This window comes from Variovorax sp. UC74_104, from assembly GCF_044055375.1.
GTDB lineage: Bacteria > Pseudomonadota > Gammaproteobacteria > Burkholderiales > Burkholderiaceae_C > Variovorax.
On record NZ_CP171978.1, the window covers coordinates 5,980,063 to 6,006,505 of the forward strand.

16 protein-coding genes and 3 pseudogenes are annotated in these 26,443 nt (G+C 68.9%); 3 read left to right on the plus strand and 16 right to left on the minus strand.

Annotated elements, in window-relative coordinates:
- Positions 1-6: 6 nt before the first annotated feature.
- Genes prpF through ACHMXA_RS28165 form a run of 4 tightly spaced genes read right to left on the minus strand, consistent with a single transcriptional unit; the run spans position 7 to position 5,554 of the window.
- The gene (gene prpF / locus ACHMXA_RS28150; RefSeq protein WP_395317203.1) at positions 7-1,197 is read right to left on the minus strand and encodes a 2-methylaconitate cis-trans isomerase PrpF; all 1,191 of its coding nucleotides are present in this window, start codon (positions 1,195-1,197) and stop codon (positions 7-9) included.
- 27 nt (positions 1,198-1,224) lie between these two features.
- The gene (gene acnD, locus ACHMXA_RS28155; protein WP_395317204.1) at positions 1,225-3,834 is read right to left on the minus strand and encodes a Fe/S-dependent 2-methylisocitrate dehydratase AcnD; all 2,610 of its coding nucleotides are present in this window, start codon (positions 3,832-3,834) and stop codon (positions 1,225-1,227) included.
- Positions 3,835-3,863: 29 nt separating this feature from the next.
- Positions 3,864-5,027 (minus strand): 2-methylcitrate synthase, encoded by a 1,164-nt coding sequence (prpC, locus tag ACHMXA_RS28160; protein WP_395317205.1) that lies wholly within the window; start codon positions 5,025-5,027, stop codon positions 3,864-3,866.
- Positions 5,024-5,554, minus strand: a complete 531-nt coding sequence (locus ACHMXA_RS28165) for an acyl-CoA thioesterase (protein ID WP_395317206.1) — start codon at positions 5,552-5,554, stop codon at positions 5,024-5,026. Before ACHMXA_RS28165 ends, prpC begins: the two co-directional genes overlap by 4 nt.
- On the opposite strand from ACHMXA_RS28165, the gene ACHMXA_RS28170 reads away from it, so the two are divergent.
- A complete protein-coding gene (locus ACHMXA_RS28170; protein ID WP_395317207.1) occupies positions 5,538-6,959 on the plus strand; it encodes a short-chain fatty acyl-CoA regulator family protein in 1,422 nt (473 codons plus the stop codon). The genes ACHMXA_RS28165 and ACHMXA_RS28170 overlap by 17 nt on opposite strands.
- Here the strand turns inward: ACHMXA_RS28170 and ACHMXA_RS28175 are convergent.
- Both ACHMXA_RS28175 and ACHMXA_RS28180 read right to left on the minus strand, forming a co-directional pair.
- Positions 6,956-8,507: pseudogene (locus tag ACHMXA_RS28175) on the minus strand (amidase). The gene ACHMXA_RS28170 and the pseudogene ACHMXA_RS28175 sit on opposite strands and share 4 nt — an antisense overlap.
- Before the next feature lie 138 nt (positions 8,508-8,645).
- Positions 8,646-9,638 carry a tripartite tricarboxylate transporter substrate binding protein gene (locus ACHMXA_RS28180; RefSeq protein ID WP_176663228.1) on the minus strand — a complete coding sequence of 331 codons (993 nt, stop codon included), beginning with the start codon at positions 9,636-9,638 and terminating at the stop codon, positions 8,646-8,648.
- A gap of 160 nt (positions 9,639-9,798) precedes the next feature.
- On the opposite strand from ACHMXA_RS28180, the gene ACHMXA_RS28185 reads away from it, so the two are divergent.
- A complete protein-coding gene (locus ACHMXA_RS28185) occupies positions 9,799-10,713 on the plus strand; it encodes a LysR family transcriptional regulator (protein ID WP_176663229.1) in 915 nt (304 codons plus the stop codon).
- A 4-nt stretch (positions 10,714-10,717) separates the two neighbouring features.
- Here ACHMXA_RS28185 and ACHMXA_RS28190 read toward each other — a convergent pair.
- From ACHMXA_RS28190 to ACHMXA_RS28210, 5 genes and pseudogenes are all read right to left on the minus strand, one after another.
- Positions 10,718-11,960 (minus strand): annotated as a pseudogene (locus ACHMXA_RS28190) (dienelactone hydrolase family protein).
- Between the two features lie 46 nt (positions 11,961-12,006).
- On the minus strand, positions 12,007-12,531 hold the full coding sequence (locus ACHMXA_RS28195; protein ID WP_256098885.1) for a flavin reductase family protein: 525 nt from the start codon (positions 12,529-12,531) through the stop codon (positions 12,007-12,009).
- Positions 12,505-13,740, minus strand: a pseudogene (locus tag ACHMXA_RS28200) (styrene monooxygenase/indole monooxygenase family protein); the annotation flags it as partial. The gene ACHMXA_RS28195 and the pseudogene ACHMXA_RS28200, both read right to left, overlap by 27 nt.
- 13 nt (positions 13,741-13,753) lie before the next feature.
- Positions 13,754-14,992, minus strand: coding sequence for a styrene monooxygenase/indole monooxygenase family protein (locus ACHMXA_RS28205; RefSeq protein ID WP_395317208.1), 1,239 nt, complete (start codon positions 14,990-14,992; stop codon positions 13,754-13,756).
- 32 nt (positions 14,993-15,024) lie between these two features.
- Positions 15,025-15,816, minus strand: coding sequence for an SDR family oxidoreductase (locus tag ACHMXA_RS28210; protein WP_395317209.1), 792 nt, complete (start codon positions 15,814-15,816; stop codon positions 15,025-15,027).
- Positions 15,817-16,035: 219 nt separating this feature from the next.
- Here ACHMXA_RS28210 and ACHMXA_RS28215 point away from each other — a divergent pair, with 219 nt between their 5' ends.
- Positions 16,036-17,046 (plus strand): AraC family transcriptional regulator, encoded by a 1,011-nt coding sequence (locus tag ACHMXA_RS28215; RefSeq protein WP_395317210.1) that lies wholly within the window; start codon positions 16,036-16,038, stop codon positions 17,044-17,046.
- A 38-nt stretch (positions 17,047-17,084) separates the two neighbouring features.
- Here the strand turns inward: ACHMXA_RS28215 and ACHMXA_RS28220 are convergent, their stop codons facing one another.
- From ACHMXA_RS28220 to ACHMXA_RS28240, 5 genes are all read right to left on the minus strand, one after another.
- Entirely contained in the window at positions 17,085-18,392 is a 1,308-nt protein-coding gene (locus ACHMXA_RS28220) for a hypothetical protein (RefSeq protein ID WP_395317211.1), read from the minus strand.
- Positions 18,393-18,607: 215 nt separating this feature from the next.
- Positions 18,608-19,264 carry a Crp/Fnr family transcriptional regulator gene (locus ACHMXA_RS28225; protein ID WP_395317212.1) on the minus strand — a complete coding sequence of 219 codons (657 nt, stop codon included), beginning with the start codon at positions 19,262-19,264 and terminating at the stop codon, positions 18,608-18,610.
- Positions 19,265-19,317: 53 nt separating this feature from the next.
- On the minus strand, positions 19,318-20,103 hold the full coding sequence (locus ACHMXA_RS28230; protein WP_395317213.1) for a Crp/Fnr family transcriptional regulator: 786 nt from the start codon (positions 20,101-20,103) through the stop codon (positions 19,318-19,320).
- 160 nt (positions 20,104-20,263) lie between these two features.
- The gene (locus ACHMXA_RS28235; RefSeq protein ID WP_395317214.1) at positions 20,264-24,916 is read right to left on the minus strand and encodes a beta strand repeat-containing protein; all 4,653 of its coding nucleotides are present in this window, start codon (positions 24,914-24,916) and stop codon (positions 20,264-20,266) included.
- A gap of 102 nt (positions 24,917-25,018) precedes the next feature.
- Positions 25,019-26,422: a CsgG/HfaB family protein gene (locus ACHMXA_RS28240; RefSeq protein ID WP_395317215.1), complete on the minus strand. Its 1,404-nt coding sequence runs from the start codon at positions 26,420-26,422 to the stop codon at positions 25,019-25,021.
- Positions 26,423-26,443 lie beyond the last annotated feature (21 nt).

A 26,443-nucleotide genomic window follows, 5' to 3' on the forward strand; every position in this document is an offset into this window, starting at 1 on the left:
CTCCAATCAGAAACTGTCGCCGGGCACGCGCACCCAGCCTTCCATCAGCACACGGGCGCTGCGGCTCATCAAAGCCTTCGTCACCACCCATTCGCCGCCGCTCCTGCGGGCCTCGGCGCCGACGCGCAGCGTGCCCGAGGGATGGCCGAAGCGCACCGCCGCGCGTTCGCCGCCGCCGGCTGCGAGATTGACCAGCGTACCCGGAATGGCCGCCGCCGTGCCTATGGCCACCGCGGCCGTGCCCATCATGGCGTGGTGCAGCTTGCCCATCGACAGCGCACGCACGAGCAGGTCGACCTCCGCCGCGCGCACGGCCTTGCCGCTGGAAGCCGTGTAGTCCTTCGGCGGCGCGACGAAGGCCACCTTGGGCGTGTGCTGGCGGGTGGCCGCTTCGGCGATGCTCTCGATGAGGCCCATCTTCAGCGCGCCATGCGCGCGGATCGCCTCGAACATCGCGAGCGCCCTGGCGTCGCCGTTGATGGCGTCCTGCAGCTCGGTGCCGGTGTAGCCGATGGCTTGCGCTTCCACGAAGACGGTCGGGATGCCCGCGTTGATCATCGTCGCGCGCAGCGTGCCGACGCCGGGCACCTCGAGCTCGTCGACGAGGTTGCCGGTGGGGAACATCGCCCCGCCCGCGCCCTCCTCTTCGGCCGCCGGGTCCATGAATTCGAGCTGTACCTCCGCGGCCGCGAAGGTCACGCCGTCGAGTTCGAAGCCACCGGTCTCCTGCACCGCGCCATTGCTCATCGGCACCTGCGCGACGATGGTCTTGCCGATGTTGGCCTGCCAGATGCGCACCACCGCCACGCCGTCGCGCGGCACGCGCGCGGCATCGACCAGGCCGTTGGAAATGGCGAAGGGGCCGACAGCCGCCGAGAGGTTGCCGCAGTTGCCGCTCCAGTCGACGAAGGGCTGGTCGATCGACACCTGGCCGAAGAGGTAGTCCACGTCGTGGCCGGGCCTGTCGCTCTTCGAAAGAATCACCGCCTTGCTCGTGCTGGAGGTGGCGGCGCCCATGCCGTCGATCTGCTTGCCGTAGGGGTCGGGGCTGCCGATGACGCGCAGCAGCAGCGCGTCGCGCGCCTTGCCGGGCACCTGCGCGGCTTCGGGCAGGTCCTGCAGGCGGAAGAACACGCCCTTGCTGGTGCCGCCGCGCATGTAGGTGGCGGGAATCCTGATCTGTGGTGCGAAGGCCATGGTCTTGCGATTGTCGGGATTGTCGATTCAGGCGGCCACGGGCGCTGCCGATGCGTTCGTGGCGAGGAAGTCCTGCGCGAAGCGCTGAAGCACGCCGCCGGCCTCGTAGATCGACACCTCCTCTGCCGTGTCGAGGCGGCAGGTCATCGGCACTTCGAGCCGCTCGCCGCTGCGGCGGTGGATGACCAGCATCACGTCGGCGCGCGGCTCGCGCGCGCCGCTCACGTCGTAGGTCTCGGTGCCGTCCAGGCCCAGCGTCAGGCGATTGGTGCCGGGCCTGAACTCCAGCGGCAGCACGCCCATGCCGATCAGGTTGGTGCGGTGGATGCGCTCGAAGCCTTCCGCCGCGATGGCCTCGACGCCCGCCAGCCGCACGCCCTTGGCCGCCCAGTCGCGCGAGGAGCCCTGGCCGTAGTCGGCGCCCGCCACGATGATCAGCGGCTGCCTGCGCAGCATGTAGGTCTCGATGGCCTCCCACATGCGCATGACCTTCCCTTCGGGCTCCACGCGCGCCAGCGAGCCGGCGCGCACGCTGCCGTCTTCCTTGCGCACCATCTCGTTCTTCAGCGTGGGGTTGGCGAAGGTGGCGCGCTGCGCGGTGAGATGGTCGCCGCGATGGGTGGCGTAGGAGTTGAAGTCCTCCTCGGGCAGGCCCATCCTGTGGAGGTACTCGCCGGCCGCGCTGTCCATCAGGATCGCGTTGGAGGGCGAGAGATGGTCGGTCGTGATGTTGTCCGGCAGGATCGCCAGCGGCCGCATGCCCCTGAGAGTGCGCTCTCCGGCCAGCGCGCCCTCCCAGTACGGCGGGCGGCGGATGTAGGTGGACGCGGCGCGCCACTCGTACAGCGGCGCGACCTTGGCGGCGGTGTCGGGCCGGATGGCGAACATCGGCTCGTACACCTGCCGGAAGTGCTCGGGCTTCACGCTCGACTTCACGATGGCATCGATCTCCGCGTCGTCGGGCCAGATGTCCTTCAGCCGCACTTCCCTGCCATCGACCACGGCCAGCACGTCGCGCTCGATGTCGAAGCGCACGGTGCCGGCAATGGCATAGGCCACCACCAGCGGCGGCGAGGCAAGAAAGGCCTGCTTCGCATGCGGATGGATGCGGCCGTCGAAATTGCGGTTGCCCGAGAGCACCGCCGTCGCGTAGAGGTCGCGCTCGACGATCTCCTGCTGGATCGCCGGGTCCAGCGCGCCCGACATGCCGTTGCACGAGGTGCAGGCGTAGGCCACCACGCCGAAGCCGAGCCTCTCGAGCTCGCCCATCAGGCCGGCTTCCTGCAGGTACAGCGTCACGGCCTTGGAACCCGGCGCCAGCGACGACTTGACCCACGGCTTGCGCGCGAGGCCCAGCCGGTTGGCGTTGCGCGCCAGCAGCCCTGCGGCGATCACGTTGCGCGGGTTGCTGGTGTTGGTGCAGCTGGTGATGGCCGCGATGATGACCGCGCCATCGGGCATGCGGCCCGGCTCTTCGCGCCATGGCGCCGCGATGCCGCGCGCAGTGAGTTCGGTGGTGGCCACGCGCGCATGCGGGTTCGACGGGCCGGCCATGTTGCGCACCACCGTCGACAGGTCGAAGTGCAGCACGCGCTCGTACTCCGCGTCCTTCAGCGTGTCGGCCCACAGGCCGGCGTGCCTTGCGTAGGCCTCGACCAGCCGCACCTGCTCGTCGCTGCGGCCGGTGAGGCGCAGGTAGTCGATGGTCTGCGAGTCGATCGCGAACATCGCGGCCGTGGCGCCGTACTCGGGTGCCATGTTCGAGACGGTCGCGCGGTCGCCGAGCGTGAGGCTGGCCGCGCCCTCGCCATGGAACTCGAGGTACGCGCCCACCACCTTCGACTGGCGCAGAAACTCGGTCAGCGCCAGCACCACGTCGGTGGCGGTGATGCCGGGCCGGGGCCGGCCCGAGAGCTTCACGCCGACGATGACGGGCAGGCGCATCCACGAGGCGCGGCCCAGCATCACGTTCTCTGCCTCCAGCCCGCCCACGCCGATGGCGACGACGCCCAGCGCATCGACGTGCGGCGTGTGGCTGTCGGTGCCGACCAGCGTGTCGGGGTAGGCCACGCCGCCCTGCGCGTGCACCACCGGCGACATCCGCTCCAGGTTGATCTGATGCATGATCCCGTTGCCCGGCGGGATCACCTCCACGTTCCTGAAGGCCCGCTTCGTCCAGTCGATGAAGTGGAAGCGGTCTTCGTTGCGCCGGTCTTCGATGGCGCGGTTCTTCGCGAAGGCATCGGGGTCGAAGCCCCCGCACTCCACCGCCAGCGAATGGTCGACGATGAGCTGCACCGGCACCACCGGGTTCACCTGCGCCGGGTCGCCGCCCTGCTCGGCGATGGCATCGCGCAGGCCGGCCAGGTCGACCAGCGCGGTCTGGCCCAGGATGTCGTGGCACACCACGCGCGCCGGAAACCACGGAAAGTCGTGCTCCCTCTTTCCCTCGACGATCTGCCGCAGGCTGCGTTCGAGGATGGCCGGGTCGCAGCGGCGCACCAGGTTCTCGGCATGCACGCGCGAGGTGTAGGGCAGCGTGGCCCACGCGCCGGGGCGGATGGCTTCGACGGCTTCACGGGCGTCGAAATAGTCCAGCGAAGTGCCGGGAAGGTTCTTGCGGTACTGGGTATTCATGGGGCGGCGCTCGGCCTCTTCTTCGCTTTTTACTTCCGATCCTCGATCGGCGCGAACTCCAGATCTTCCGGGCCCGTGTAGTTGGCGCTCGGCCGGATGATCTTGTTGTCGATGCGCTGTTCGATGATGTGCGCCGCCCAGCCCGAGGTGCGCGCGATCACGAAGAGCGGCGTGAACATGGCCGTGGGCACGCCCATCATGTGATAGCTCACCGCGCTGAACCAGTCGAGGTTGGGAAACATCTTCTTGGCTTCCCACATCACGCCTTCGAGCCGCTCGGCGATGTCGAACATCTTGGTCGAGCCGGCCTGCTGCGACAGCGACTTCGCCACTCCCTTGATGACCACGTTGCGCGGATCGCTCACGGTGTAGACCGGGTGGCCGAAGCCGATCACGACCTCCTTCGCCTCGACGCGGCGGCGGATGTCGGCCTCGGCCTCGTCGGGGGAGCCGTAGCGCTTCTGGATCTCGAAGGCCACCTCGTTGGCGCCGCCGTGCTTGGGCCCGCGCAGCGCGCCGATGGCGCCGGTGATGGCCGAGTACATGTCGGAGCCGGTGCCCGCCACCACGCGCGCGGTGAAGGTCGATGCGTTGAACTCGTGCTCGGCGTAGAGGTTGAGCGAGGTGTGCATCGCGCGCACCCAGGCTTCGGAAGGCACGCGGCCGTGCAGCAGGTGGAGGAAGTGGCCGCCGATGGAGTCGTCGTCGGTCTCCACGTCGATGCGCCTGCCCTGCGTAGACCAGTGGTACCAGTACAGCAGCATCGAGCCCAGCGAAGCCATCAGCCGGTCGGCGATGTCGCGCGCGCCCGGCAGGTTGTGGTCCTCCTTCTCGGGGAGCATGCAGCCCAGCGACGACACGCCGGTGCGCATCACGTCCATCGGGTGCGCGCCGGCGGGCAGTTGCTCCAGCGCCTCCTTCAGGCTCGCGGGCAGGCCGCGCATCGACCTGAGCTTCGCCTTGTAGGCGCGCAGCTCCGCCGCCGTGGGCAGCTTGCCGTGCACCAGCAGGTGCGCGATTTCCTCGAACTCGCAGACTTCTGCGATGTCGAGGATGTCGTAGCCGCGGTAGTGCAGGTCGTTGCCGGTGCGCCCTACCGTGCACAGCGCGGTGTTGCCGGCGGTCACGCCGGACAGGGCCACGGATTTCTTGGCCCTGAAGCCGGGAGCGGTGGGGGTTGCGGTGTCGTTCATGCTTCTTCCTTCTCTCGATGCAGATAAGCGCCGGGAATGCGCGCAGGCCGGCCGTTGCCATCGACGGCGACCATCTCGAACCAGGACCGCAGCACCGCCCGGGGCTCGCGCCCGAGCTGCTGTGCGGTGCCGCTGACGCACACCGTCAGCGAACTGCGGCCGACGCGGCTGATGGAGCCGCGCAGACGCAGCACGCTGCCCACTGGCACCGGCGCGAGGAACTGCGCGTCGCCGCAGCGGGCCATCACCACGTCGGCCTTCGCGAACGCCCGCGCGCACAGGAAGGCCGCCTTGGACATCAACATCAGCGCATTGCCGCCGAAGAGCGTGCCGTAATGGTTGGCGTGCTCGGGAAACACGATTTCCGTGAGTTCGAGCGCGGTGTTCTCGTCAGTCATGGATTCGCAATTTACGCAAATGCATCGCCATAATGAAGGACTGAAACAGCCAATCATTGCGAATGGAAAACGCGAGATTTGCGAATATTGCAAATACGCAAGGAGCCGCACGATGAGCAAGACCTTCATGGGCGTGCGCCTGCGCAAGCTGCGCGCGGAGCGCGGCATGACGCAGGTGGCGCTGGCCCAGGCGCTGGGGCTTTCGCCCAGCTACCTCAACCAGATCGAACAGAACCAGCGGCCGTTGACCGTGGCCGTGCTGCTCAGGATCAGCCGCACGCTCGGCGTCGACGTGCAGCAGTTCTCCGAGGACGAGGAAGCCCGCCTCGTCTCGAGCATGCGCGACGCGCTGGCCGACAACCCCGGCGGCGAAGCCGTCGCGCTGCCGGAGCTGCGCGAAGTGGCCTCGCAGATGCCGGCGGTGGCGCGCGCGCTGCTCGCGCTGCATCGCCGCCACCAGGAAGCCGCGGAGCGGCTCGAGATCATGGCCGCCGGGCTGGGCGACGGACGCGGCGAGCTCACGAGCGCGCGCCCCATGCCCTTCGAGGCCGTGCGCGACTTCTTCTTCGCCCACCAGAACCACTTCGAGGAACTGGACCAGCGTGCGGAAAGGCTCGCCGAAGAAGCGCGCGGCCACGGCGGCCCGCTGTCCGAATGGCTGCAGCGGCGGCTGCTGGAGCAGCACGGCGTGCGCGTGGTGGCCACCGACGACGACGCCATCGAGAGCCAGCGCCGCTACGACCCCGCCAGCCGCGTGCTGCGCCTGTCGGGCAGCCTGGAGCCGGGCCAGCAGTCGTTTCAGCTCGCGACCCAGCTGGCGCTGCTGGAGCAGACGAGGCTGATCGAATCGCTGCTCGAAGGCGCAGGCTTCGACGACGCCCCGACGCACGCACTGGCCCGCATAGGGCTGGCGAACTATTTCGCCAGCGCGGTGCTGCTGCCCTACGAGCTATTCCTGAAGGCTGCGGAAAGCCTGCGCTACGACATCGACCTGCTGGGGCGCCGCTTCGGCGTGGGCTTCGAGACGGTGTGCCATCGCCTGAGCTCGATGCAGCGGCCAGGCGCGCCCGGCGTGCCCTTCTTCTTCATCCGCGTGGACCGCGCGGGCAACATCTCGAAACGGCAGTCCGCCACGCACTTCCACTTCTCCAAGACCGGCGGCACCTGCCCGCTGTGGAACGTGTACGAGGCCTTCGCGCAGCCCGGGCGCGTGCTGCGGCAGCTCGCGCGCATGCCCGACGGGCGCACCTACCTGTGGGTGGCGCGCACGGTGTCGCACGGGCAGCGCGGATTCGGCTCACCGAGCAAGACCTTCGCCATCGGCCTGGGCTGCGACATCCGGCATGCGCCGAGGCTGGTCTATTCCAAGGGACTCGACCTGGCCGACCAGGACGTGCCCACACCCATCGGCATGGGCTGCAAGGTGTGCGAGCGCACCGCCTGCCCGCAACGGGCATTCCCCTTCATCGGGCGGGCGCTGGACGTGAACGAGAACGAAAGCAGGTTCACGCCGTATGCGGTGGCGGATGCCTAGACGGCCGACACGGCTGCCGATGCGGCAGCACGGCCGTCGCCGAAGACGGGTGGCGTCCTGACGATCGAAGTCAGCGCAGGCTCGGCCGCGCGCAGCGCGGCCAGGTCGGGACGCGGCCGCCGCAGCTCGGGGTTCGACGAGAACGCCGCCTCCATCGCATGCGCCGCGCCCAGCACCTGGTGGTCGGCCCTGAACCCGCCCACCACCTGCAGCCCGAAGGGCATGCCCGCCATGGTCGAGGCCGCAGGGCAGCGCGATCGCGGGGTGCGTGGTCAGCGTGACCACGTAGGTCAGCGCCAGCCAGCGGTAGTAGTTGGCCTGCGGCTCGCCGTTGATGGCGGCGGCGTAGAGCTGCGTCCACGGGAAGGGCGAGACGGGCGTGGTCGGCGACAGCACGAGGTCGTAGTCGGCGAAGGTGGCCTGGAAGTGCTTCAGCAGCCGCGTCTGCTCGGCCTGCGCCCAGGCGCTGTCGAGCAGGCTCATCTTCGCGCCCATCTCGTAGTTGGCGCGCGGGTTGGGGCCGAGGCTTTCGGGGTCGCGCTCGTAGGCAGCCTGCATGCCAGCCACGAAGGCCTCGGCGCGCAGCACGTCGAAGCAGCGGTGCGCCTCGCCCATGTCGAAGCTGACCTCGTCGCAGCGGCCGAAGAGGTGCCGCATGGCTTCGATCTTGCGGCGGAAGGTGGCGCGGATGCCGTCGTCCACGGCGCAGATGCCGAAGTCCTCGGTCCATGCCACGCGCAGCCGGCCCAGATCGACCGAAGGCGGCACGAGAAAGGACATCGGGTCGAGCGGATAGCTCAGCGGGTCGCCCGCGCACATGCCGGCCGATGCCGCCAGCTGCAGGCAGGCCTCCTCCACGGTGCGGCCCATGGGGCCGACGACCGAGATGGGCGTCCAGCCCAGCGGCTTGCGCACGCTGGGTACCACGCCCGGCGAGGGCCTGAAGCCCACCACGCCGCACTTGGCCGCGGGAATGCGCAGCGAGCCGCCGGTGTCGGAGCCGGTGCACACGGGCAGCATGTCGCAGGCCAGCGCAGCCGCCGAGCCACCCGAGGAGCCGCCCGCGTTGAGGTTCGGGTTGAACGGGTTGCCCGTGGCGCCCCACACGTCGTTGCGCGAGTTGGCGCCCGCGCCCATCTCGGGCACGTTGGTCTTGCCCGCGACGATGGCGCCCGCGCGGCGCAGTCGCGCCACGAGTTCGATGTCCTCCGTCGGCACATGGTCGCGGTAGATGGGCGAGCCCCAGGTGGTGAGCAGGCCTTCTGTGGGCTCAAGGTCCTTCACGCCCATCGGCAGGCCGTGCAGCAGGCCCAACGCGTCGCCGCGCATCACTGCGCTTTCGGCCGACTTGGCTTCAGCGCGCGCTCGCTCGAAGCAGGTGGCGGTGACGGCATTGACGAAGGGATTCACGCGCTCGATGCGCGCGATGCATGCCTCCAGCAGCTCGACGGGCGAGAGCTGCTTGCTGCCGATGAGGCGGCGCAGTTCGACGGCGGATTTCTCGACGAGTTCGGTGGTGGGATCGTGGGTTGTTTTGGCGGAGGTCATCGATGTCTCTTGTTCTGGGCATGGCGCTGCGCATTCGCAGGACACCACGGAACCGGCTTTGCCGGGCCGTAGGTGTCGCCCCCCGGCGAGGGGTCAGCGCAGCGACACGAAGTGCGCGAAGCCTGGGGGAGAACCAATTCAATCGGCGGTGATGTTGGCTCTTGCGGCGATCGCACGCATCACGGGCAGTTCGCGGTTGATCAGCTCGACGCTCGCCGCGGCGCTGCTGTAGCTCGGCTCCAGCCCCACGGCCAGCAGCTTCGCCTTGGTCTCCGGATCGGCAATCGTCGCGGCCAGCGCCTTCTCCAGCTTCGCCTTCACGTCGGCGGGCACGCCCTTCGGCGCGGCGAGCATGAGCCAGGAATCCATGTCGACCTCGGGATAGCCGCTCTCGGCGAAGGTGGGCACGTCGGGCAGCAGCGCCGAGCGCTTCGCGGTGGTGAGCGCGATGGCCTTGATCTTTCCGCTCTTGAGCTGCGGGACGGCCGCGCTCACGGTGTCGATGCTGAACGGGATCTGCCCGCCCATCAGGTCGGTCATGGCCGGCGCGCTGCCCTTGTAGGGCACGTGCGTCATCTTCAGGCCGGTGGCGCGCAGCATGGTTTCGCCCGCGAACTGGGCGGTGGTGCCGGTGCCGAAAGAGCCGTACGAGTACTTGTCCGGCGCGGCCTTCACGTAGTCGACGAACTGCTTCACCGTCTGCACCGGCACTTCGCTGTTGGCCAGCAGGATCAGCGCCACGCGCCCGGCAATGCCGATCGGCTCGAAGCTCTTCACCGGGTCGTAGGGCAGGTTGCTGCGGATCGCGGGGTTGACGGTGAAGGTGGAGCCCGAGCTCAGCAGCAGCGTGTAGCCGTCGGGCGTGGACTTCGCCACGTAGCTCGCGCCCACCACCGTGCCGGCGCCGCCGCGGTTCTCGATCACCACCGGCTGGCCCAGCTCCTTGCCGAGCTTCTGCGCGATCACGCGGCCGTTGACGTCGGTGGCGCCGCCGGGCGGGAAAGGAATCACCAGCGTGACCGGCCGCGCGGGAAAGCCCGTCTCGGCGGCAAGCGAGGTCAGCGGCACGGCGCCAAATCCTAGGCTGCAGCACAGCAATGCCATGCGCGCCACGAGAGGGAGACGGTTCATCGGGACTCCTGGAATTTCGACTGGATGACTGGGGGTTCGAGGGTGCGAACGAGTTCATCCTAGGATCGTCATGCCGGTGTCACAAGCGCAATGTTTAGAATTCTGCGTTGCCGAATCGGCAATCTTCAGCAACCGTCCGGACCACGTGCAGGAGCGATCCATGGCGCCTCGTGCCTTGCAGGAAACAGCGGTGCGCTACTTTCTCGAGGTCGTGAAGACCGGCTCGGTGAAGGAAGCCGCACTCAAGCTGAACGTCGCGCCCTCGGCCGTGAGCCGGCAGGTGGCGCGCCTGGAGCGCGAGCTCGACACCCTGCTCTTCGAACGCCATGCGCGCGGCATGGTGCCCAACGCCGCGGGCGAGCTGCTGGCCGCGCATGCCAAGCGCGCGCAGCAGGACATCGAGCGCGTGGCGAACGAGATCGCCGGGCTGCGCGGTCTGCGCAGCGGCTACGTCCGCGTGGCGAGCACCGAGGGCTTCGCCTTCGACTTCATTCCCCGGCTGATCGCGCAGTTCCGCCTCAAGCACGCGGGCATCCGCTTCCACCTGGAGGTCTGCGCGCCCGCCGACATCTCGCGGCTGGTGCGCGACGGCGAGGCCGACGTGGGCATCACGCTCAGCGCCCTGCCCGAGCCGGGCATCGAGGTGGAGCTGCGGCATCCGAGCCCCATCCTCGCGGTCATGGCGGTGGACCATCCGCTCGCGCGGCAGCGGCAGCTCTCGCTTCGCCAGGTGGTGGCCTATCCGCTGGGACTGCCGCAGGAGGACAGCTCCATCCGCCGCCTGCTCGATGCGAGTTGCTCACGGCAGGAGCTGCGCTACCAGCTGGCGATGTCGAGCAACCATGCGAATGCGCTGCTGAGCTTCGCGGCCGCGGGCGGCGGCAGCATCGCCTTCTACGGGCCGCTGTCGATCCGCGCGCTGCTGGAGAGCAAGGCGCTGGTCGCGATCCCGCTGAAGGACCGCGAGATGCACGAGCGGCACCTCGCCATAGAGACCATGGCGGGCCGCTCGCTGCCCGATGCGGCGAAGGCCTTCGTGCGCTTCCTGGTGGATGCAGTGAAGGCCTCGGACTAAGGCTTCAGCGCTGCATCAGCGTGTTCGACGGCAGCGTCTCGTCCAGCAGCTTGCGCGCCGTCTCGATGCCGGCCACCGGCAGCAGCTTCGCATCGAGCAGCCCCACCTGCACCAGCACGCTGGCCTGGTCCCAGTAGATGTGCTCGTGGTAGAGCTTGTCGCCGCGGAACTTGATGACCGCGAGCAGCGGGATCTCCACGCGCTTGCCGGTGGGTGCCACGCCCGGCAGCATCCACGGGATCTCGGTGGTGTGGGTGAAGCAGAACAGCATCTCGTCGACCACCTGCGTGGCGCCGATGGTGCGCGAGATCGGCACCAGCGAGGTGTCGGGCGGGTTGCTGTTGACGAAGTGGTTCGAATAGAAGGCGTGCAGGTTCTTGTAGCCCACGCCGCCGGTCATGGTCGGGATGTGGTTGACGTAGGGCTCGGCCACCATGGTGGACATGGTGTCATCGACGTTGCGGGTGCCGAACTCGTACTCGCAGTGCTTGTCCCACAGCGCCGAGAGGTCGTAGTGCGGGCCGATGGCGTCCTTCAGCGTGGCGATGCTGCGCTCGTGCGCCATCAGCGCCGATGGCTTGTGGTAGTGCTCGCCGCCCAGGCGCGCGAAGGCGTGGTCCATGCCCGGGTACACGTGCAGCGAGACGCCGGGGCGGCCCTTCGAGTGCCGCCACGATGCGGTCGCGCGCCTCGGGCGGGCAGAACTTGTCGAGCTCGGCGATGTGCAGCGTGAGGGGGCGCTTGATGTTGTCGGCCTCGTCGAGGGCGGCGTCGATGCCCACGCCGTAGTAGCCGACGGCGACGTCCGCGTCGGTGCGGCAGGCCGCGAGGTAGGCCAGCTTGCCGCCGAGGCAGAAGCCGAGCACGCCGACCTTGCCGCCCTGCACCTCGGGCCGCTGGCGCAGCGCGGCGATGGCGGCCTGCATGTCCTCCATGCCCTTGGCCTCGTCGAAGCCCTGGTAGAAGCCGAAGGCGCGCTGCCAGTCCTCGGGCGTGTACCCGAGTTCGACGTCGGGCTGCTGGCGCCAGAACAGGTCGGGCACGAGCACCACGTAGCCTTCTTCCGCGTAGTAGTCGGCCACCTCGCGCATCGTGTCGTTCACGCCGAAGATCTCCTGCGCGATGACCAGGCCGGGCCCGGTGCCCGAGGTGGGCAGTGCCAGGTAGCCGCTGAAGCTGCCGCTTGCGTCGCTGGCCTCGATGCGGATGCGCTGTGGTGCTGCGGCCTGGGGTGCTTTCTGCTGCATGTGTGTTGCTCCGTTCATGGGGTGGTGGTTGATGCGGGCCGCGCGCTCATTGCATGCATTCCGGATGTCGTGTGGTCACCTGGTAGTAGCCCGAATGAAAGACCAGCGGCTCGCCGTCGAAGCGGTCGTAGCGCTCGACCTCGCCGATGAAGATGAGGTGGTCGCCGCCATCGTACTGCCTGACGTTGCGGCAGACGAATCTTGCGATCGTGCCGTTGAGCAGCGGCACGCCGGCCGTTCCCTCGCAGCAGTCGACGCCGCCGAACTTGTCGGCCTGCGGCGTCGAGAACTGCCGCGACAGGTGATGCTGGTTCGCCGCCAGAACGTTGATCGCGAAATGGCTGGCGCCGGTGAAGTCGCCCACGCTGGGCGCCTGGCGCGCAAGGCTCCACAGCACCAGCGGCGGATCGAGCGAGACCGAGGAGAACGAGTTGGCCGTCATGCCTACGCGCCGGCCGTCCATCGCGCGGGTGGTGATGACGGTCACGCCGGTGCTGAACTGCCCGAGCGCCTTGCGGAAATCGCGCCGGTCGAAGCGGTCGACTGCCGCCTCGCGCGCACGCTCCTCCAGGAAGCGGTCGGCCTGCGCGGCGTCGAACCACCAGGGCGCGAACGCGCGCGGGTCGTCGAAGCCGTTCACGATGGTGCTCGCCACCGCGGGCATCTGCGTGGCGCTTTGCAGCAGCTTCTGCAGGTGGGGCCTGGGCGGCGCGAGCAGGCTGTTGGTCCAGTCCGTGGCCCAGCGGGCGTAGCCTTCCCAGTAGCGGTCGAAGGTCTGCTGCATCCATTCGGCGTCGAAGGGTGCGTCACCGTTCTCGAGGATCCGCTTCAGGTAGATGTCGGCGCACTTGGCTGCGTTGTTCGAGCCCTGTCCGGTGATCGGATCGTTGAGCACGATCGCGTCGGCCAGGCCCAGCACCTTGCGCCCCGAAGGCAGCGTCGCCAGCGGCTTGCGCACCGTCGGCGTGAAGCGGCCCGAGAGGATGCCGTTGTCGTCGGTGAGTTCGATGTTCGCGCACCGCTCGGCCTCCCAGGGCAGGAAGGTTTCGAGGATCCACTTGCTGCGCGCGAGATGTTCCTGCGGCGTCTTCACGTCGGCCCAGCAGTCCATCGGGCCTCCAGGCACGCCTTCGAACACCATGATCTCGCAGGGTCCGTCGATGGTCAGCGCCGGGAACACGAAGTACTCGCCCACGCCGGGAATCAGGTTGAAGCACACCGCCGAGTGCGGCTCGCGCGGCTTCATGCCCCTCACGTAGGTCAACGCGAGTGCGCGCTGCGGCTGCTCGTAGGGCGAGCGTTCGGGGTCGCGCTCGAAGAGCCCCGATATCTCGCCCTTGCCGCTCGCGACGATCACCAGATCGTTCATCTGCGCGCAGGTCTCCAGGTCGTCGATACCCACGTCCTGCAGCACCAGCGTGCCGCCGCGCTTCTCGAACTCGGCCATCCACGCGGGTATCTTGAGCCGCTGGTCGACCGACTGCGCGGGGCCATCGAGCTTCGCGCTCCATTCGACGGCCTTGCCGCCTTCAGGATTGCGCACCGCGACGGCGATGCCTTCCACCGCCGGGCATTCGTCGGTCCACCAGTCGAGCCCGAGTTCGCACTCGGTCTGCAGCGCGTTCTCGAACATGCACTGGCTGGACATCACCGGCCCCTCGGCGATCTCCTGTGCGCTGCGGTTGGAGAACACCGTCACTTCGTGCCCCGCGCGCTGCAGGCCGAGCGCGAGCTGCATGCCGGACTGGCCGGCACCGACGATGGCCACGCGTCGCTTCATGGTGCCGCTCCCGCTACGCGACGGCCGCGCAGGTGTCGATGAAGCGCTGCGACTCGGTCGGGTCCGCGAACCACGGGAAGTAGGTGCGCGGATCGTCGAAGCCGTTGGCGAATGCGCTGGCCAGCGGCGGCATCGCGCCGGCGGCGCCGAGCAGGTTGAGCACGTGCGGCGGCGGCGGAGCGAGCAGCATGTTGGTCCACTGCGTGACCCACTGCGCGTAGCCGAACCAGTAGCGGTCGAAGGTCTGCTGCATCCAGGCCGCGTCGGCAGGGCCGTCGCCGCGCGCGAGGATGCTCTTGAGATACGTGTCGGCGCACTTGGCCGCGTTGTTCGAGCCCTGCCCCGTGATCGGATCGTTGAGCACCACCACGTCGGCCAGGCCCAGCACCTTGCGCCCCGACGGCAGTGTCGCCACCGGCTTGCGCACAGTGGGCGCGAAACGGCCAGCGAGGATGCCGTTGTCGTCGGTCAGCTCGATGTCGTGGCAGCGCTCGGCTTCCCACGGCGTGAAGGTGTCGACGATCCACTTGCTGCGCGCCAGATGCTCCTCGGGCGTCTTCACGTCGGCCCAGCAGTCCATCGGGCCGCCAGGCACGCCTTCGAACACCATGATCTCGCACGGCCCCGTGGTGGTCAGCGCCGGGAACACGAAGTACTCGCCCACGCCGGGAATGAGGTTGAAACACACGGCCGAATGCGGCTCGCGCGGCCTCATGCGCTTGACGTAGGTCAACGCCAGCGCGCGCTGCGGCTTGTCGTAGGTGGACTTGTGGGCGTCGCGCTCGAAGAGCTTCGAGATCTCGCCCTTGCCGCTGGCCACCAGCGTGAGGTCGTGCGTCTGCGTGCAGGTCTCGAGCTCGTCGATGCCCGCGTCCTTGAAGACGAGCTCGCCGCCCTTGTTCCTGAACTCGTCCATCCACGCCGGGATCTTCACGCGCTGGTCGACCGACTGCGCGCTCGAATTGAGCCGCGCGACCCAATCGATGGCCTTCGCGCCCTTCTGCTCGGGGTGCGGCACGGCCAGGCCGATGGCGTCCACCGTGGGGCAGTCGCTCGCCCAGTGGTCCAGGCCCAGGTCGCGCTCGATCTGCAGCGAGGTGTGGAACATGCACTGGCTCGACATGACCTTGCCCTGGCGGATGTCCTCGCCCGTGCGGTTGCTGAACATCGTGACTTCGTAGCCCGCGGCAAGCAGGCCGAGTCCCAGTTGCAGGCCCGACTGGCCTGCGCCGACGATCGCGATTCGCTTCATTTCATGCTCCTTCGATGCTCCGCGTGGAGCGGTCAGTCCATCAGCTTGGGAATGGCGGGAACGGCCTGCTCGGGGCCCATGGCGGAGTAGCCGCCGTCCACCGCGTAGTCGGCACCGGTCACGAAGCTCGCGTGATCGGAGCACAGGAACAGCACCACCTGCGCGACCTCGTCGGGGTCGCCGACGCGGCCCAGCAGGTGGAAGGGAGCGGCCACGCGGTCGGTCTTGGCGCGGTCGCCGTTCGTGAGCTGGTTCATCACGGCCGACCAGGTCCAGCCCGGCGACACGCTGTTCACGCGGATGCGGTCGGGCGCGAGGTCCATCGCCATGTTGCGGGTGAGCTGCGCCATCGCGGCCTTGCTCACCGGATAGAGCCAGCGGCCCGTCTGCGCCACGCTCGACGAGATGCTCGTGAAGTTGACCACCGCCCCGCCGCCGGCCGCCACCATGTGCGGATGCACGGCCTGCAGCATGGCCACGGCGCTGGCCACGTTCACGTTGAACGAGGTGAGCCAGTCGGCGCGCGGCGACTTGAAGCCGTCGTCCACGTACGAGCACGCCAGGTTGACGAGGAAGTGCACCCCGCCGTGATGCTCGGCCGCCTCCGCCACGCAGGCCTTCACCTGCGCGTCGTCGGTGATGTCGGTGCGCACGAAGCGCACGCCGGCGCCCAGCGAATCGGCCAGCGGCTGGCCGTTGGCGGCATCGATGTCGGCGATGACGACCTTCACGCCGGCCGCGTGCAGCGCACGCACCACGCCGGCGCCTATCAGCGTGGATCCGCCGGTGACGATGGCGCTCCTGCCTTCGAGTCCCTTGAACATGACGCTTGCTCTCCTCGGTTGATCGAACATCGGGTACAGGCCGGGCGGCCTGTGGAGCGAACGTTATGGCGGGGAGGGGCCGCGGCGGATCCCGCAAACGCAGGCCGTGTCCCTGGCGCGCAGTTTTCTGGCCCCGGGGAGCGCTCCGGGGAAGGCCTCGGGGGCCGGGACGGTCCGAATTGTGGGCAGGAGCGGTTTTTGCTACGGTGCCTTCGCCCCATGGAAACCGCCGCGAACCCACAGCTGCCGCTGCAGCGCTACCGGCTCTTCGAGAGCCACGACGTGGACGAAGCCCGCGAAAGCGTGGCACGCGTGTTCTGCCCGCACGGCCTGGTCACCCTGCGCCCCCGCGCCGACCTCGACGCCTGCCACCACAGCGCGCGGCTGCACCGGGACGTGAGCCTCAACTACGTGCAGTACGGCCCCGGCGTGCAGATCGACCCCGGCTACCTGCAGGACTTCTTCCTGCTGCAGATTCCGTTGCGCGGCGCGGCCGAGATCCGCTGCGGCGCGCAGCAGGTGGACGCCACGCCCCGCCTCGCGTCGCTGCCCTCGCCCACCGAGCTGCTGTCGATGCGCTGGGCCGACGACAGCCCGCACCTGATCGTGCGGCTGGCGCGCCCCGCCCTGCTCTCACGGCTCGAATCGCTGCTGCAGGCACCCGTCAGGCAGCACCTGGTGTTCGACCTCGGCGTGCCGCTGGACAACCCCGCGCTCGCGCCGCTGGTGCATTTCATCGACTACCTGCGGCTCACGCTCGACGCCGGCAACGCGCTGCAGTCCGGCAGCCCGCTGGCCGAGCACGCCGAGGCGTACCTGATGGCCAGCCTGCTGATGTCGGCCGGACACAACCACTCCCGCGCCCTTGCCGGCGACACCCAGCGGCGCAGCCTGCTGCCGCGCGTGGTCCGCAGGGCGCAGGAGTACATGGAGGCGCATGCCGACCAGCCCCTGTCGCTGGCCGATGTCTGCCGCGAGGTCGGCTGCAGCGCGCGAGCCCTGCAACTGGCGTTCCGCCAGCATGCGGGACAGGGTCCGATGGAGTTCCTGCGCGAGACCCGGCTCGAGAGGGTGCGCTCCGAACTACGGGCGTCGGCCGGGGCCAACGGAGCCGGCGTGCGCGAGGTGGCGCAGAAGTACGGCTTTCTTCACCTGGGGCATTTCGCGGCGCAGTACCGTGCGCGCTTCGGGGAGCGGCCTTCCGAGACGCGGGTGCCGCGCGGGGGCTGACCTGCAAGCCGAGGACAGAGGCGCGCGGCTGGATCCGTCTACTTTTTCTGATAGGAACCAGGCTGCGGTTGAAAGTACTGCGGCGGCTGATGGGGGTAGGGCGGGGGCTGAAATCCGTGCGGCGGCTGCTGCGGGTAGTGCGGCGGGGGCTGAAATCCGTGCGGCGGCTGCTGCGGGTAGTGCGGCGGGGGCTGAAATCCATGCGGCGGCTGCTGCGGGTAGTGCGGCGGGGGCTGAAATCCATGCGGCGGCTGCTGTGGGTAGTGCGGCGGGGGCTGAAATCCGTGCGGCGGCTGCTGCGGATAGTGCGGCGGTGGTTGATACCCGTGTGGCTGCTGTTGTGGATGGTGCGGCTGCTGATAGTGCTGTGGTGGCGGCTGATACACAGGTTGCGGTACCGGCCGCGCTCCATCCTTGTGAGGAAGCGTCATGATGTTCGATGCGCTGTGGGCGGGAGTCTTCAACTCGTCGCACATCGCCTTGATGACAGCCATGGCGTTCAGCCGATGGGTCTTCCAAGACTCGTACGCATCAGCGAGATGACCACTGATCGCAGTGCCCTGAGGTACGTTGTCGTACAGAAGTTGATAGTGTTCAAGGCCTGCCCGGGTACTGCTCTGCATATCCTGCGAGAGCTTCTCGAATTTCTTGAGGGCCTGCCGCCAGTCGTAGTTTCTCGTACGGCTGCCCGCCAACTTGCCCAACGTAGCCTGCATGCGGGATTCCCTGGTTTTCAGGTCGAAGCTATACGCCGAATAGCTTCGCCTGAGTCCTGGTGGGGCGACGCCACCCAGACGCTGTGTGGTGGCTTGCGCATCCACCTGATTCAGCGCACCGGAAATCCTCATGCCCACCGTCGGATTGACCGAGCCTGAAGACGACACTCCATTCAGGTCGCTGGAAATGGACCCATCGAGATGCTCCATCAGCACATGGGGGTCGAGCATCGTCTGGTTGTTCCGCGTGTTGGTCAGCGACCATCCCGCAAACAGGTTCATCGGCTCCGCCGCATAGATCGAGCCCAGTTTGTGAGGCTTCCCGGGGTCCCAGTGCGGCATGACTTGGGCGTGCTCCAGATTGCCCTGAACAGCGTCGAAAAGCGGTCTAAGGTCCTTGTATGCCGAGCCTGCAAACAATTGCAGCGTCAGGACGTAGTAGATCCGGGTGAACGTGTGCGGCTCAGCAGCATTGGCCAGCTTGAACAAGGTCTGGAGATCTGTATCCCGGATCTTGTGCCGGATCTGCAGCGCGCTAGCCAACGTGCCTCGGAGTTCGATCTCCGACTTCAGCGCGGTGGCCGTGCATTCGGCAAGGAACAGATCGAGCGCAGCTTTGTGCATGGACATGACAACCTCCGGCCGGGAGTGGAAAGACCGGACCACAAGGCCGCCCACCGGTTCCCCGCGCCATGCACGCATCTCCCCGGCAGTACCGCTCTCGGGTCCACCGGTTCCAATGTCCGCGCCGCCCGGAATGCGATCAATACCGGGAATTCGGTAGGCACCGCACAGGCGGTAGGCCCTTTGTCTTCATGTCGGGCCCTCGCGCATGCATTCGCGCACTACGCAAAATCGGTCGCGACGAAATCCTCGGCCACATGCACGCCGTCTTCGTCGCGACGCACGAGCCCACGGATTTCCATGGCTCGCATGATCTTGTTGACCATCTCCCGGGAGAGTCCCGAGTACGAGGCGATCACCGACTGCGTGATGCGCTTGTCGTACCCGTCCGGGCCTATGGGCGCGAGGCGTGTGAGCTCGTGCAGCACGCGCAGCACCAGGTCTTCGGCGGGCAGCACGGAGATGCGGCGGAACTGGTCGCGCAGCACGTTCATGCGCTTCATCGTGAGCCCGAGCAGGCCCAGCGCCACCTCGGGACGGCGCACGCAGAGGCCGCGCATCTTCGCGATAGGCACGACGAACACGGACGAAGGCAAGGTGGCGATCAAGGTCTGCTTCGTCCGGTAGCTGTCTTCCCTGATCGAGAGATCGAAGAAGAAGTCGTTCGGGCCGATGAGCTCGGTCGTCATCTCGCTGCCTTCGGCATGGCCCGGCGTGACCACGCGCAGCAGGCCGCTCGCCACGCAATAGATCTGGTCGGTGGTATCGCCGGCTGCCAGCAGGACCTCGTTGCGCTTGTAGGAACGGGGCCGGCTGCATTCGGCGAGCGCCTCACGTTCCGTTGGCGGAAGTCCCGCCATCAGGGGATGCAGATACATCACCGCATGATGCGCATCCGTGCCCGCCGGCGAAACCCATGAACATGGGGGGCTCAGTCGCTTCCGGATTCGCCCGCCCTGCGCATGCGCAGCGAATCGAGCGGCTGCGGCGGCAGCAGCGGAGCGTCCTGCTGCTGCGCCGCGTCGCCTGAAAGGCCCGGCTCGGCGGGCCGCAGCTCGCCGAAGTCGGTGGCGGCGAAGTCGGGCGACACGTGCACGCCGTCTTCGTCCCTGCGGACCAGGCCGCGGTTCTCCATCGCGCGCATGGTCTTGTTGACCACTTCGCGCGAAAGGCCCGAGTAGGAGGCGATCACCGATTGGGTGATGCGCTTGTCGTATCCGCCCGCGCTCGCCGGCGCGAGCAGCGTGAGCTGGTGCAGCACGCGGCTCACCAGGTCTTCGGCCGACAGCGCCGAGATGCGGCGCAGCTGGCCCCTGACCACGGCCATGCGCTTCATCGCGAGCCCGAGCAGGCCGATGGCCACCTCCGGATGCGCGGCGCACAGACGCCGCATGGCGGCCACGGGCACCAGGTAGACAGCCGAGGGCAGCGCCGCGATCAGCGTCTGCGTGGCCTGGTAGCCGTCCTGCGCAAGGGACGGCCCCATGAAGAAATCGTCCCGCCGGATGAAGTCAGTGGTGACGTCGGTGTCTTGCGCGCTGCCCTTGCCGTGGAGGACCACGCGCAGCAGGCCGCTGGCCACGCAATAGATCCGGTCGGTCCGGCTATCGGCGGCGAGCACCGTCTCGTTGCGCCTGAAGGAACGCAGCTCGCAGCTCTGGACGAGCGCCTCGCGCTCGGCCGGAGGCACATTGGCAATGAGGGGATGCAGGTACATGGCTCGTGAACAACCGGCCGTGCAGCCATGCACGCCGCGCCGGAGGAAAAAGCCCCGGCGGGCGCACGGGCGCTCGCCGGGGCATGGATGGCGCGCCGCTCAGCGCGCCGAGGCGATGGTCGACACGGCGGAGTTGCCCACCGCGGTCGCCGTCACCTGGTTACCGGCCGCGCGCAGCGTGCTGCCGGTGGTGGCGCCGGTGATGCCCGTGCCGTAGTTCACGCCGGTCGCCGTCGCGACGATGGCGCCGCTGTTGGTCTGGTAGTTCGCCACCGCCACCGTCGGGCGGTTCGCCACCGTGGCCGCGACGGTCACGGCGTTGGTCGCCGTGTTGCCGTAGGCCTGCGCCGCGACGGTGTTGTCCGTCAGCGCGGCGGTGCCGTTCGTCAGGCCGGCAGCGGTGCCCCCCGGTCACGCCGTTGAGCGCGACCTGGTACGTGCCCGTGGCGCTGGCCGACACGCTTCCGCTGTTGCTCTGCGTATTGAGCAATGCCGCAGTGGCCTGCGTGACGCCGCCCGAGGTGCTGCCCGCAACCGCTGCCGCGGCGGCATAACCGCTGCCCGCCGACACGTTCAGCACATTGGTGGCCGCGTTGCCGCGTGCCAGCGCCGTGGTGCTGTTGCCGTCGACCGTGATGCCGCTGTTCAGAGCCGCCGGCGTGGCCGGGCTGGTGCCTTCGAGCTTGAACGTGGCCGAGGTCGAGGCGCTGGCCGTCACGGCCGCGCTGCTGAGCTGCAGGTTGTTCAGGCCCGCGCTCGCGCCCTGTGCCGCGGTGCCGTTGAGCGCCACGCTGTTGTCGGCACGGTTGGCCGAGGCTTCGGCGGTCGTGCTGTTGCCGCTGATCGTCGCGGTGCTGTTGACCAGGCCCGTCGTGGCCGAGGCCGTCTGGTCCTGGTTGTACAGGCGCGTGGTGGCGGTGCTGCTCACCGAGGTGGACGCGAACTGTGCGTTGTTCAGCACGTGGTCGCCGGTGGCCGAGCCGGACACCAGCATCGCGTTGCCCGTGGCGCCGGCAGGCGTCAGGTTGGAGGCCTTCACGCTCAGGGTGTTGGTCACGTCGTTGATCACGCCCAGCGACGTGTTCTTGTTGCGCGACAGGTCCACCGACGATGCCGAGACCGCGCCCGGCGCGTAAAGCTCGAGATCCGAGGCCGCCGAGACGGCCGCGTTGCCCGACTGCGCCGACGACAGCGCCGAGGTGCTCGCGACGTTGGTGCCGCTCAGGCTCAGGCTGTTGGCCGCGGTGTTCGCCACGGCGGTGCCGCGCTGGCTGTTGTCGGAAACGCTCAGCGCGGAGCCCGAGATGGCTGCGCCCGCGGCAGCGTCTACGGCGAAGGTGCCGTAGACGCTGGTCGACAGCGCCTGCCCGGCCGTGACCTGCTGCACGTTCGACACCGTGTGGTCGGCCAGCGCACCGGTGGTGCCGCCGGCCAGGCCGCTCGCGCTGGCCGTGGTCGCGCCGCCCGAGGCGATGGTGTTGCCGGTGACCGAGGCGCTGTTGGTGGCGCTGTTGCCGGTGACGGCCGCGCTGCTGCTGTTGCCTGTCACGGCGAGCTGCGAGCCGGTGACGTTGCCGGCCACGGCCACCGTCACGCCGCCGCGGTTCGCAATCGCGGCCACGGCCGGCGTGCCCGGGATTGTGGCGTCGAACGGCACCGCGGAGCCGGTCTGCAGCTGGCTGTAGGTCGCGACCGAGACCGGGCCCAGGATGGACGCGGGCGCGGTCAGCATGCCGGCCGTGTTGCCGCTGCCGGCGCTCCAGCCGTTGGCGGTCAGGTAGTTGATCTGGGCCTGCGTGAGGCTGGCGATCTGCACGCCCAGCTCGCCGCTGGTGATCGTCGTGGTGTTGCCGACGGTGTTGCCGCCGAGTACGTCGGTGTCGATCACGTGCGCGCTGTAGCTGAAGGGCGCCGAGGGCGACGCGGGCGTGCCCGGCGTTCCGGCCTGGCCCGCCAGTGCCTCGATCGCGGCGCTGGTCGTCTGCACGTTCTGCACCGCGCTGGAGGTCGACAGGCTGTTGCCCGCGAGCGTCAGGCCGTTGACGGCGCTGTTGCTCGTGGCTGCGGCGCTGGCGCTGTTGCCGTTCGACACCACGCTGGAGGCGGTGACGTCGCCACCGATCTGCGTGCGGATCTGCGAGGCGCCCACGCCCTGGACGGAGCCGTCGCGCAGCGAGGCGCTCAGGCTGCCCGAACCGTTCTGCACGCTCTGCACGCTGAAGGCCGCATCGGTCGTCGCGTTGGCGCCGACGGCCACGGCGCGCGGCTGTTCGGTGACGGTGGCCAGCGTGTTGCCCGACACGTCGAGGGTGTTGCCGCTCGCGCGGTTGCCGTAGGCCAGGGCCTGCAGCTGGTTGCCGGAGGTCGCGACCGTCGATGCCACGACGTTGTCCTCGATCGCCGTGGAGACCACGTTGCCGCCCGGCACCGATGCGGTGATGGCCGAGCCGTTCACGTTCTGCACGCTGGTCACGTTGCCCACCGATGCCGCGCCGGCAACCGTGGCGCCGGTGCCCAGCGCCAGCTTGGCGGCGTTGGAGGCATCGTTGCCGTAGGCGGCGCCGACGAAGGCATTGCCCTGGTTCGAGACGGTGCTGCGGGTGACGTTGCCTTCGATCAGCACCGTCTGCGCGCCGACCGGCCCGACACCGCGGCCGTCCGCCACTGCCGAGACGTCGCCGGACACTGACTGGTTGCTCAGCACGCCGTAGGCGGCATTGACGCTGGCCGTGCCGCCCAGGGGCGTCGCCACCGAGGCGGGCGCTTCCGAGACCGGTACGCTCGCGCTGTTGGCCGACACGTTCAGGCTGTTCGCGCCCGAGTTGCCGTACGCCACCGCGCGCTGCAGGTTGTTCGCCAGCGCGACGGCGCTGTCGGTGGTGTGGGTGCCGAGGTAGGCGCCCGCCACCGAGCCCGCCAGGACCGCGTTGACCGGCGAGCCCTGGTCCACGACCTGCACGCTCGCCACGCCTGCGCCCGAGCCGACAGTGGTGCCGGTCAGCGACAGCGCGTTGTTCGCGCCGTTGCTCACCGCCACGGCTTCCTGCGTGTTGCTGCCCACGGTGAAGCTGCTGCCGTGGATGGTGTCGCCGCCGGTGCCGCGCGAATCGGCCGCCAGGCCGACGATGGAGCCCACGGTCTGGGCGCTGACGGGGGCGGAGTAGCTGCCCTGCAGGTTCGTCATCGTGGCCGCGCCGGCGGCCGTGACGTTCCCGTCGGGCAGGCTGCCGCCGGCGAGCGTGACGTTGGCGCCGGACAGCGGCAGCGCGTTCGCCTGGAGCGCGAGGCTCTGGCTCGCGCTGCTGCCGTAGGCCGTCGCGGCGGAGCGGTTGCCCGTCACGGAGACCGTGCTGGCGTTGTTGGTGCCGTCCTCGCTGCCGGTGATTGCGGCGATTACGTTCGGGCCCGCAATGGCGTTCACGCCGCCGTTGTAGTTGCTCTGCTGGTTGGCCAGTGCCGCAGTGGCGGTGAACGAGGCGGCGTCCTTGCCGCCGAGGATCGCGCTCGACGCGGCATTGCCGGTCGCCGAGGCGGTGGTCGCGTTGTTCGCGACGGTGACGGCGCCGCCGTCGACCGACTGCACGCCCGCGATGATGCCCGAGGCCTGCGTGGCCGCGCTGAGCGAGACGCCCACGTTGCCCTGGCTGTTCGACACGAGCAGGTCGGCCGCGACCGTGCTCGACAGGCTGCCCGCGTTGTAGGTGCTGGTGTTGGAGGCGGCACCGCCGGAGCCGGCGACCGACACGCCGTCCGCCAGCACGATGCGGTTGCCGGCCGTGCCGGTGGTGGTGCCGAGGGCTTCGTTGCCGGTGGCGCTGCTGGAGATGGTGTTGCCCTGCACGGACAGCCCGCCTTGCAGCGTGTTGGTGCTGCCCGCGGCGTCGCTGCCGATGGAAGCGATGATGGAGTTGCCGTTGGCCGAGGCCGTGTGCGTGACGGGGGTGGCCGACTGGTTCAGCTGCTGGTTCGCGACGACGGCCGAGCCGGTGAAGGCCGGCGCGCCGCCGGCCTGGATGCTGGCCGTGCTGTTGGCCGCGTTGCCCTTGAGCGTCGCGGAGACCGTGTTGCCGTCGAGCGCCGGTGCGGCGTCGACCGCGTTGGTGCCGGGTGCCGTCAGCGTGAGCGCCAGGTTGTTGCCGCTGGCCGACGCGGACGAAGCCGCGCCGGTGGCCTGCTGCACGGAGCTGACGACCAGGCTGCCCTGGGCCGTCGCGCTGCCGCCGGCGGGTGTGTAGGCCAGCGAGACCGAGCCCGGGTTGGCAGAGGCGTAGTCCACGGGCACCGCGCCCGAGATGGTCGACGAGCCGCTGTTGAGCGTGGTGCTCGCCGCGAGCGTGTTGTTGGTGTTGGCGGCGCCGCCGCTCGAGAAGCCGTCGAGATCGACCGTCACCGTGTTGCCGGTGGCGAGGCTGGAGACGGCGCCGCTGTTGGTCTGCACGCCTAGTGAGGCCGCGCCTTCGGCGGGCGTCGCGCCCGTGCCGCCGGTCAGCGAGAGGTCGACCGCATTCACGAAGGCGTTGCCCGTGGCGCTTGCCTTCACCGCGTTCTGCGTGACCGTGTTGCTGTTGCCGGTCTGCGGGCCGGCGGTCGTGATGTCTATGGTGGTGCCGGCGGCCGTGGCGTTCACCGGCAGCGTCTTGTCCTGCACCGACTGCACGCTCTGGTAGGCCGTGGTGTTGGCGGCCACAGGCGTGACGACCGTTTCGGCGGCCTGCGCGCCGCTGGCCACGAGCGTGGCCAGCACGGCCATGCCGATGCTGTTGAGCGGTGCGCCGTTGGCGCGGCGGCCCGGGTTCTTGCGATTCTTCTGCATGACGTTCCTTTGATGGATCTGAAAGTAGGACTGACTGACTGGATGGATTGCGGATCGGCGGATTGCCGTTGTTTGCTGCGATGAAGGCCTTGTGTGTCCCGGTTACTTCCCTTCGGTTGCGTTCTCCTCACGGACCGGACGGGCCGGTCCACCCCTCACCGCACCCTGGACACGGAGCTTTGCGATCTCCTGCAGGCCGGGGCCATCGCGATGAATCGACGTATCCGCCTTGTCCGGGCGCCATGTGACGCTGATGCCGCCGGGCGCCAGGCCGCGCGACGCGAGCGCCGTGGTGACCACGCCGATACGCTGGTCGGTCAGCATGTCGCGCTTGCCGGCGTCCCAGTTCTCGGTGTCGCGCGCGACCAGCACGACCTCGGTGGGCGCCTTGGCGGCGGCCGCCGCGATCTGGTCGAGGAGATTCAGCGTGCCGCCCGTGAGCGCGGCCGCGCCGAACTCGAAGGGGATCTGCACGCTCGAGCCCGTGAGGCTCGCGCCGGTCTGGCTGGCCGCGTTGACGGCTTCACCCTGCAGCACGACGGCGCCGGCCGAATCGACGAGCGGGTTGGACACCTTGCGCAGTTCCTCGGCGGGCGTGAGGCGCAGGTCCTCGGTCATGCGCATGCCCAGGCAGGGGTTGGGGTCGACCTTGGCGACCGCGGCCACCAGGCGCACCACGCCCTCTTCCAGCGCGGCGCGCACGCCCATCTGCACCGGCTCCTGGCCCTTGGCGCCGACGTCGATGTCGTAGAGCTTGCTGCCGAAGAAGCGGAAGACGTTGAAGCCGACCTCGTAGCCGTTGAACTGCTTCGTGAGGCTGACGGTCTTCACGATCATCAGCGTCTTGGTGTCGACGATGCGCAGGTCTATGCCCACCGACTGGCTGAAGGTGCGCGCCTTCACGCCCACCTGGTTCACGCCGATCTCGGCGCCGCCGGAGTTGATGTTGTAGTTGAGCTCGGTGATGCCGCCCACGATGAAGTAGTCGGACTTGTTGATGGTGCCGCCGAAGTACGGCAGCCACGGCACGGCCTGCCCGCCGCCCGGACCGGCGAGCTGGTGCGTGCGGCCGTCGCCGAGCTGGCGGCGGTCCGCATAGCCCAGCTCGCGCTCGGCGATGACCGGGTCGAAGCGCTCGGCCACCTGCACCGCGCCGCCGAGCTTGCCCAGTGCCGAATACACCATCAGCGCGCCGCCCTGCGTGATGGCGTTGCCTTCGTTGATGCTGTATTTGCCGGTGTAGTCCTTCACGTCGCCCACGGTGATGACGAAGGGCGGGCGCTGGGTGGCGGCCACGTGGTCGCCGAAGCAGGCGAGCACCGCCTCCATGGGCGTGACGTTCTGGCGCACGGCCGGGCCGAGCACCACCGGTGCCTCCTTGGGCGCCATCTGCTGCTGCGGCGCGACGACGCAGCCTGCCAGGCTCATGACGGCGGCGGACGCAGCCAGTGCGCGCGATGCGGCTTTTCCGCGCGGCAGCGCGCGGATCGATTCGAATGTGGTCATTCCCTTGCTTCTCTGTCGGTT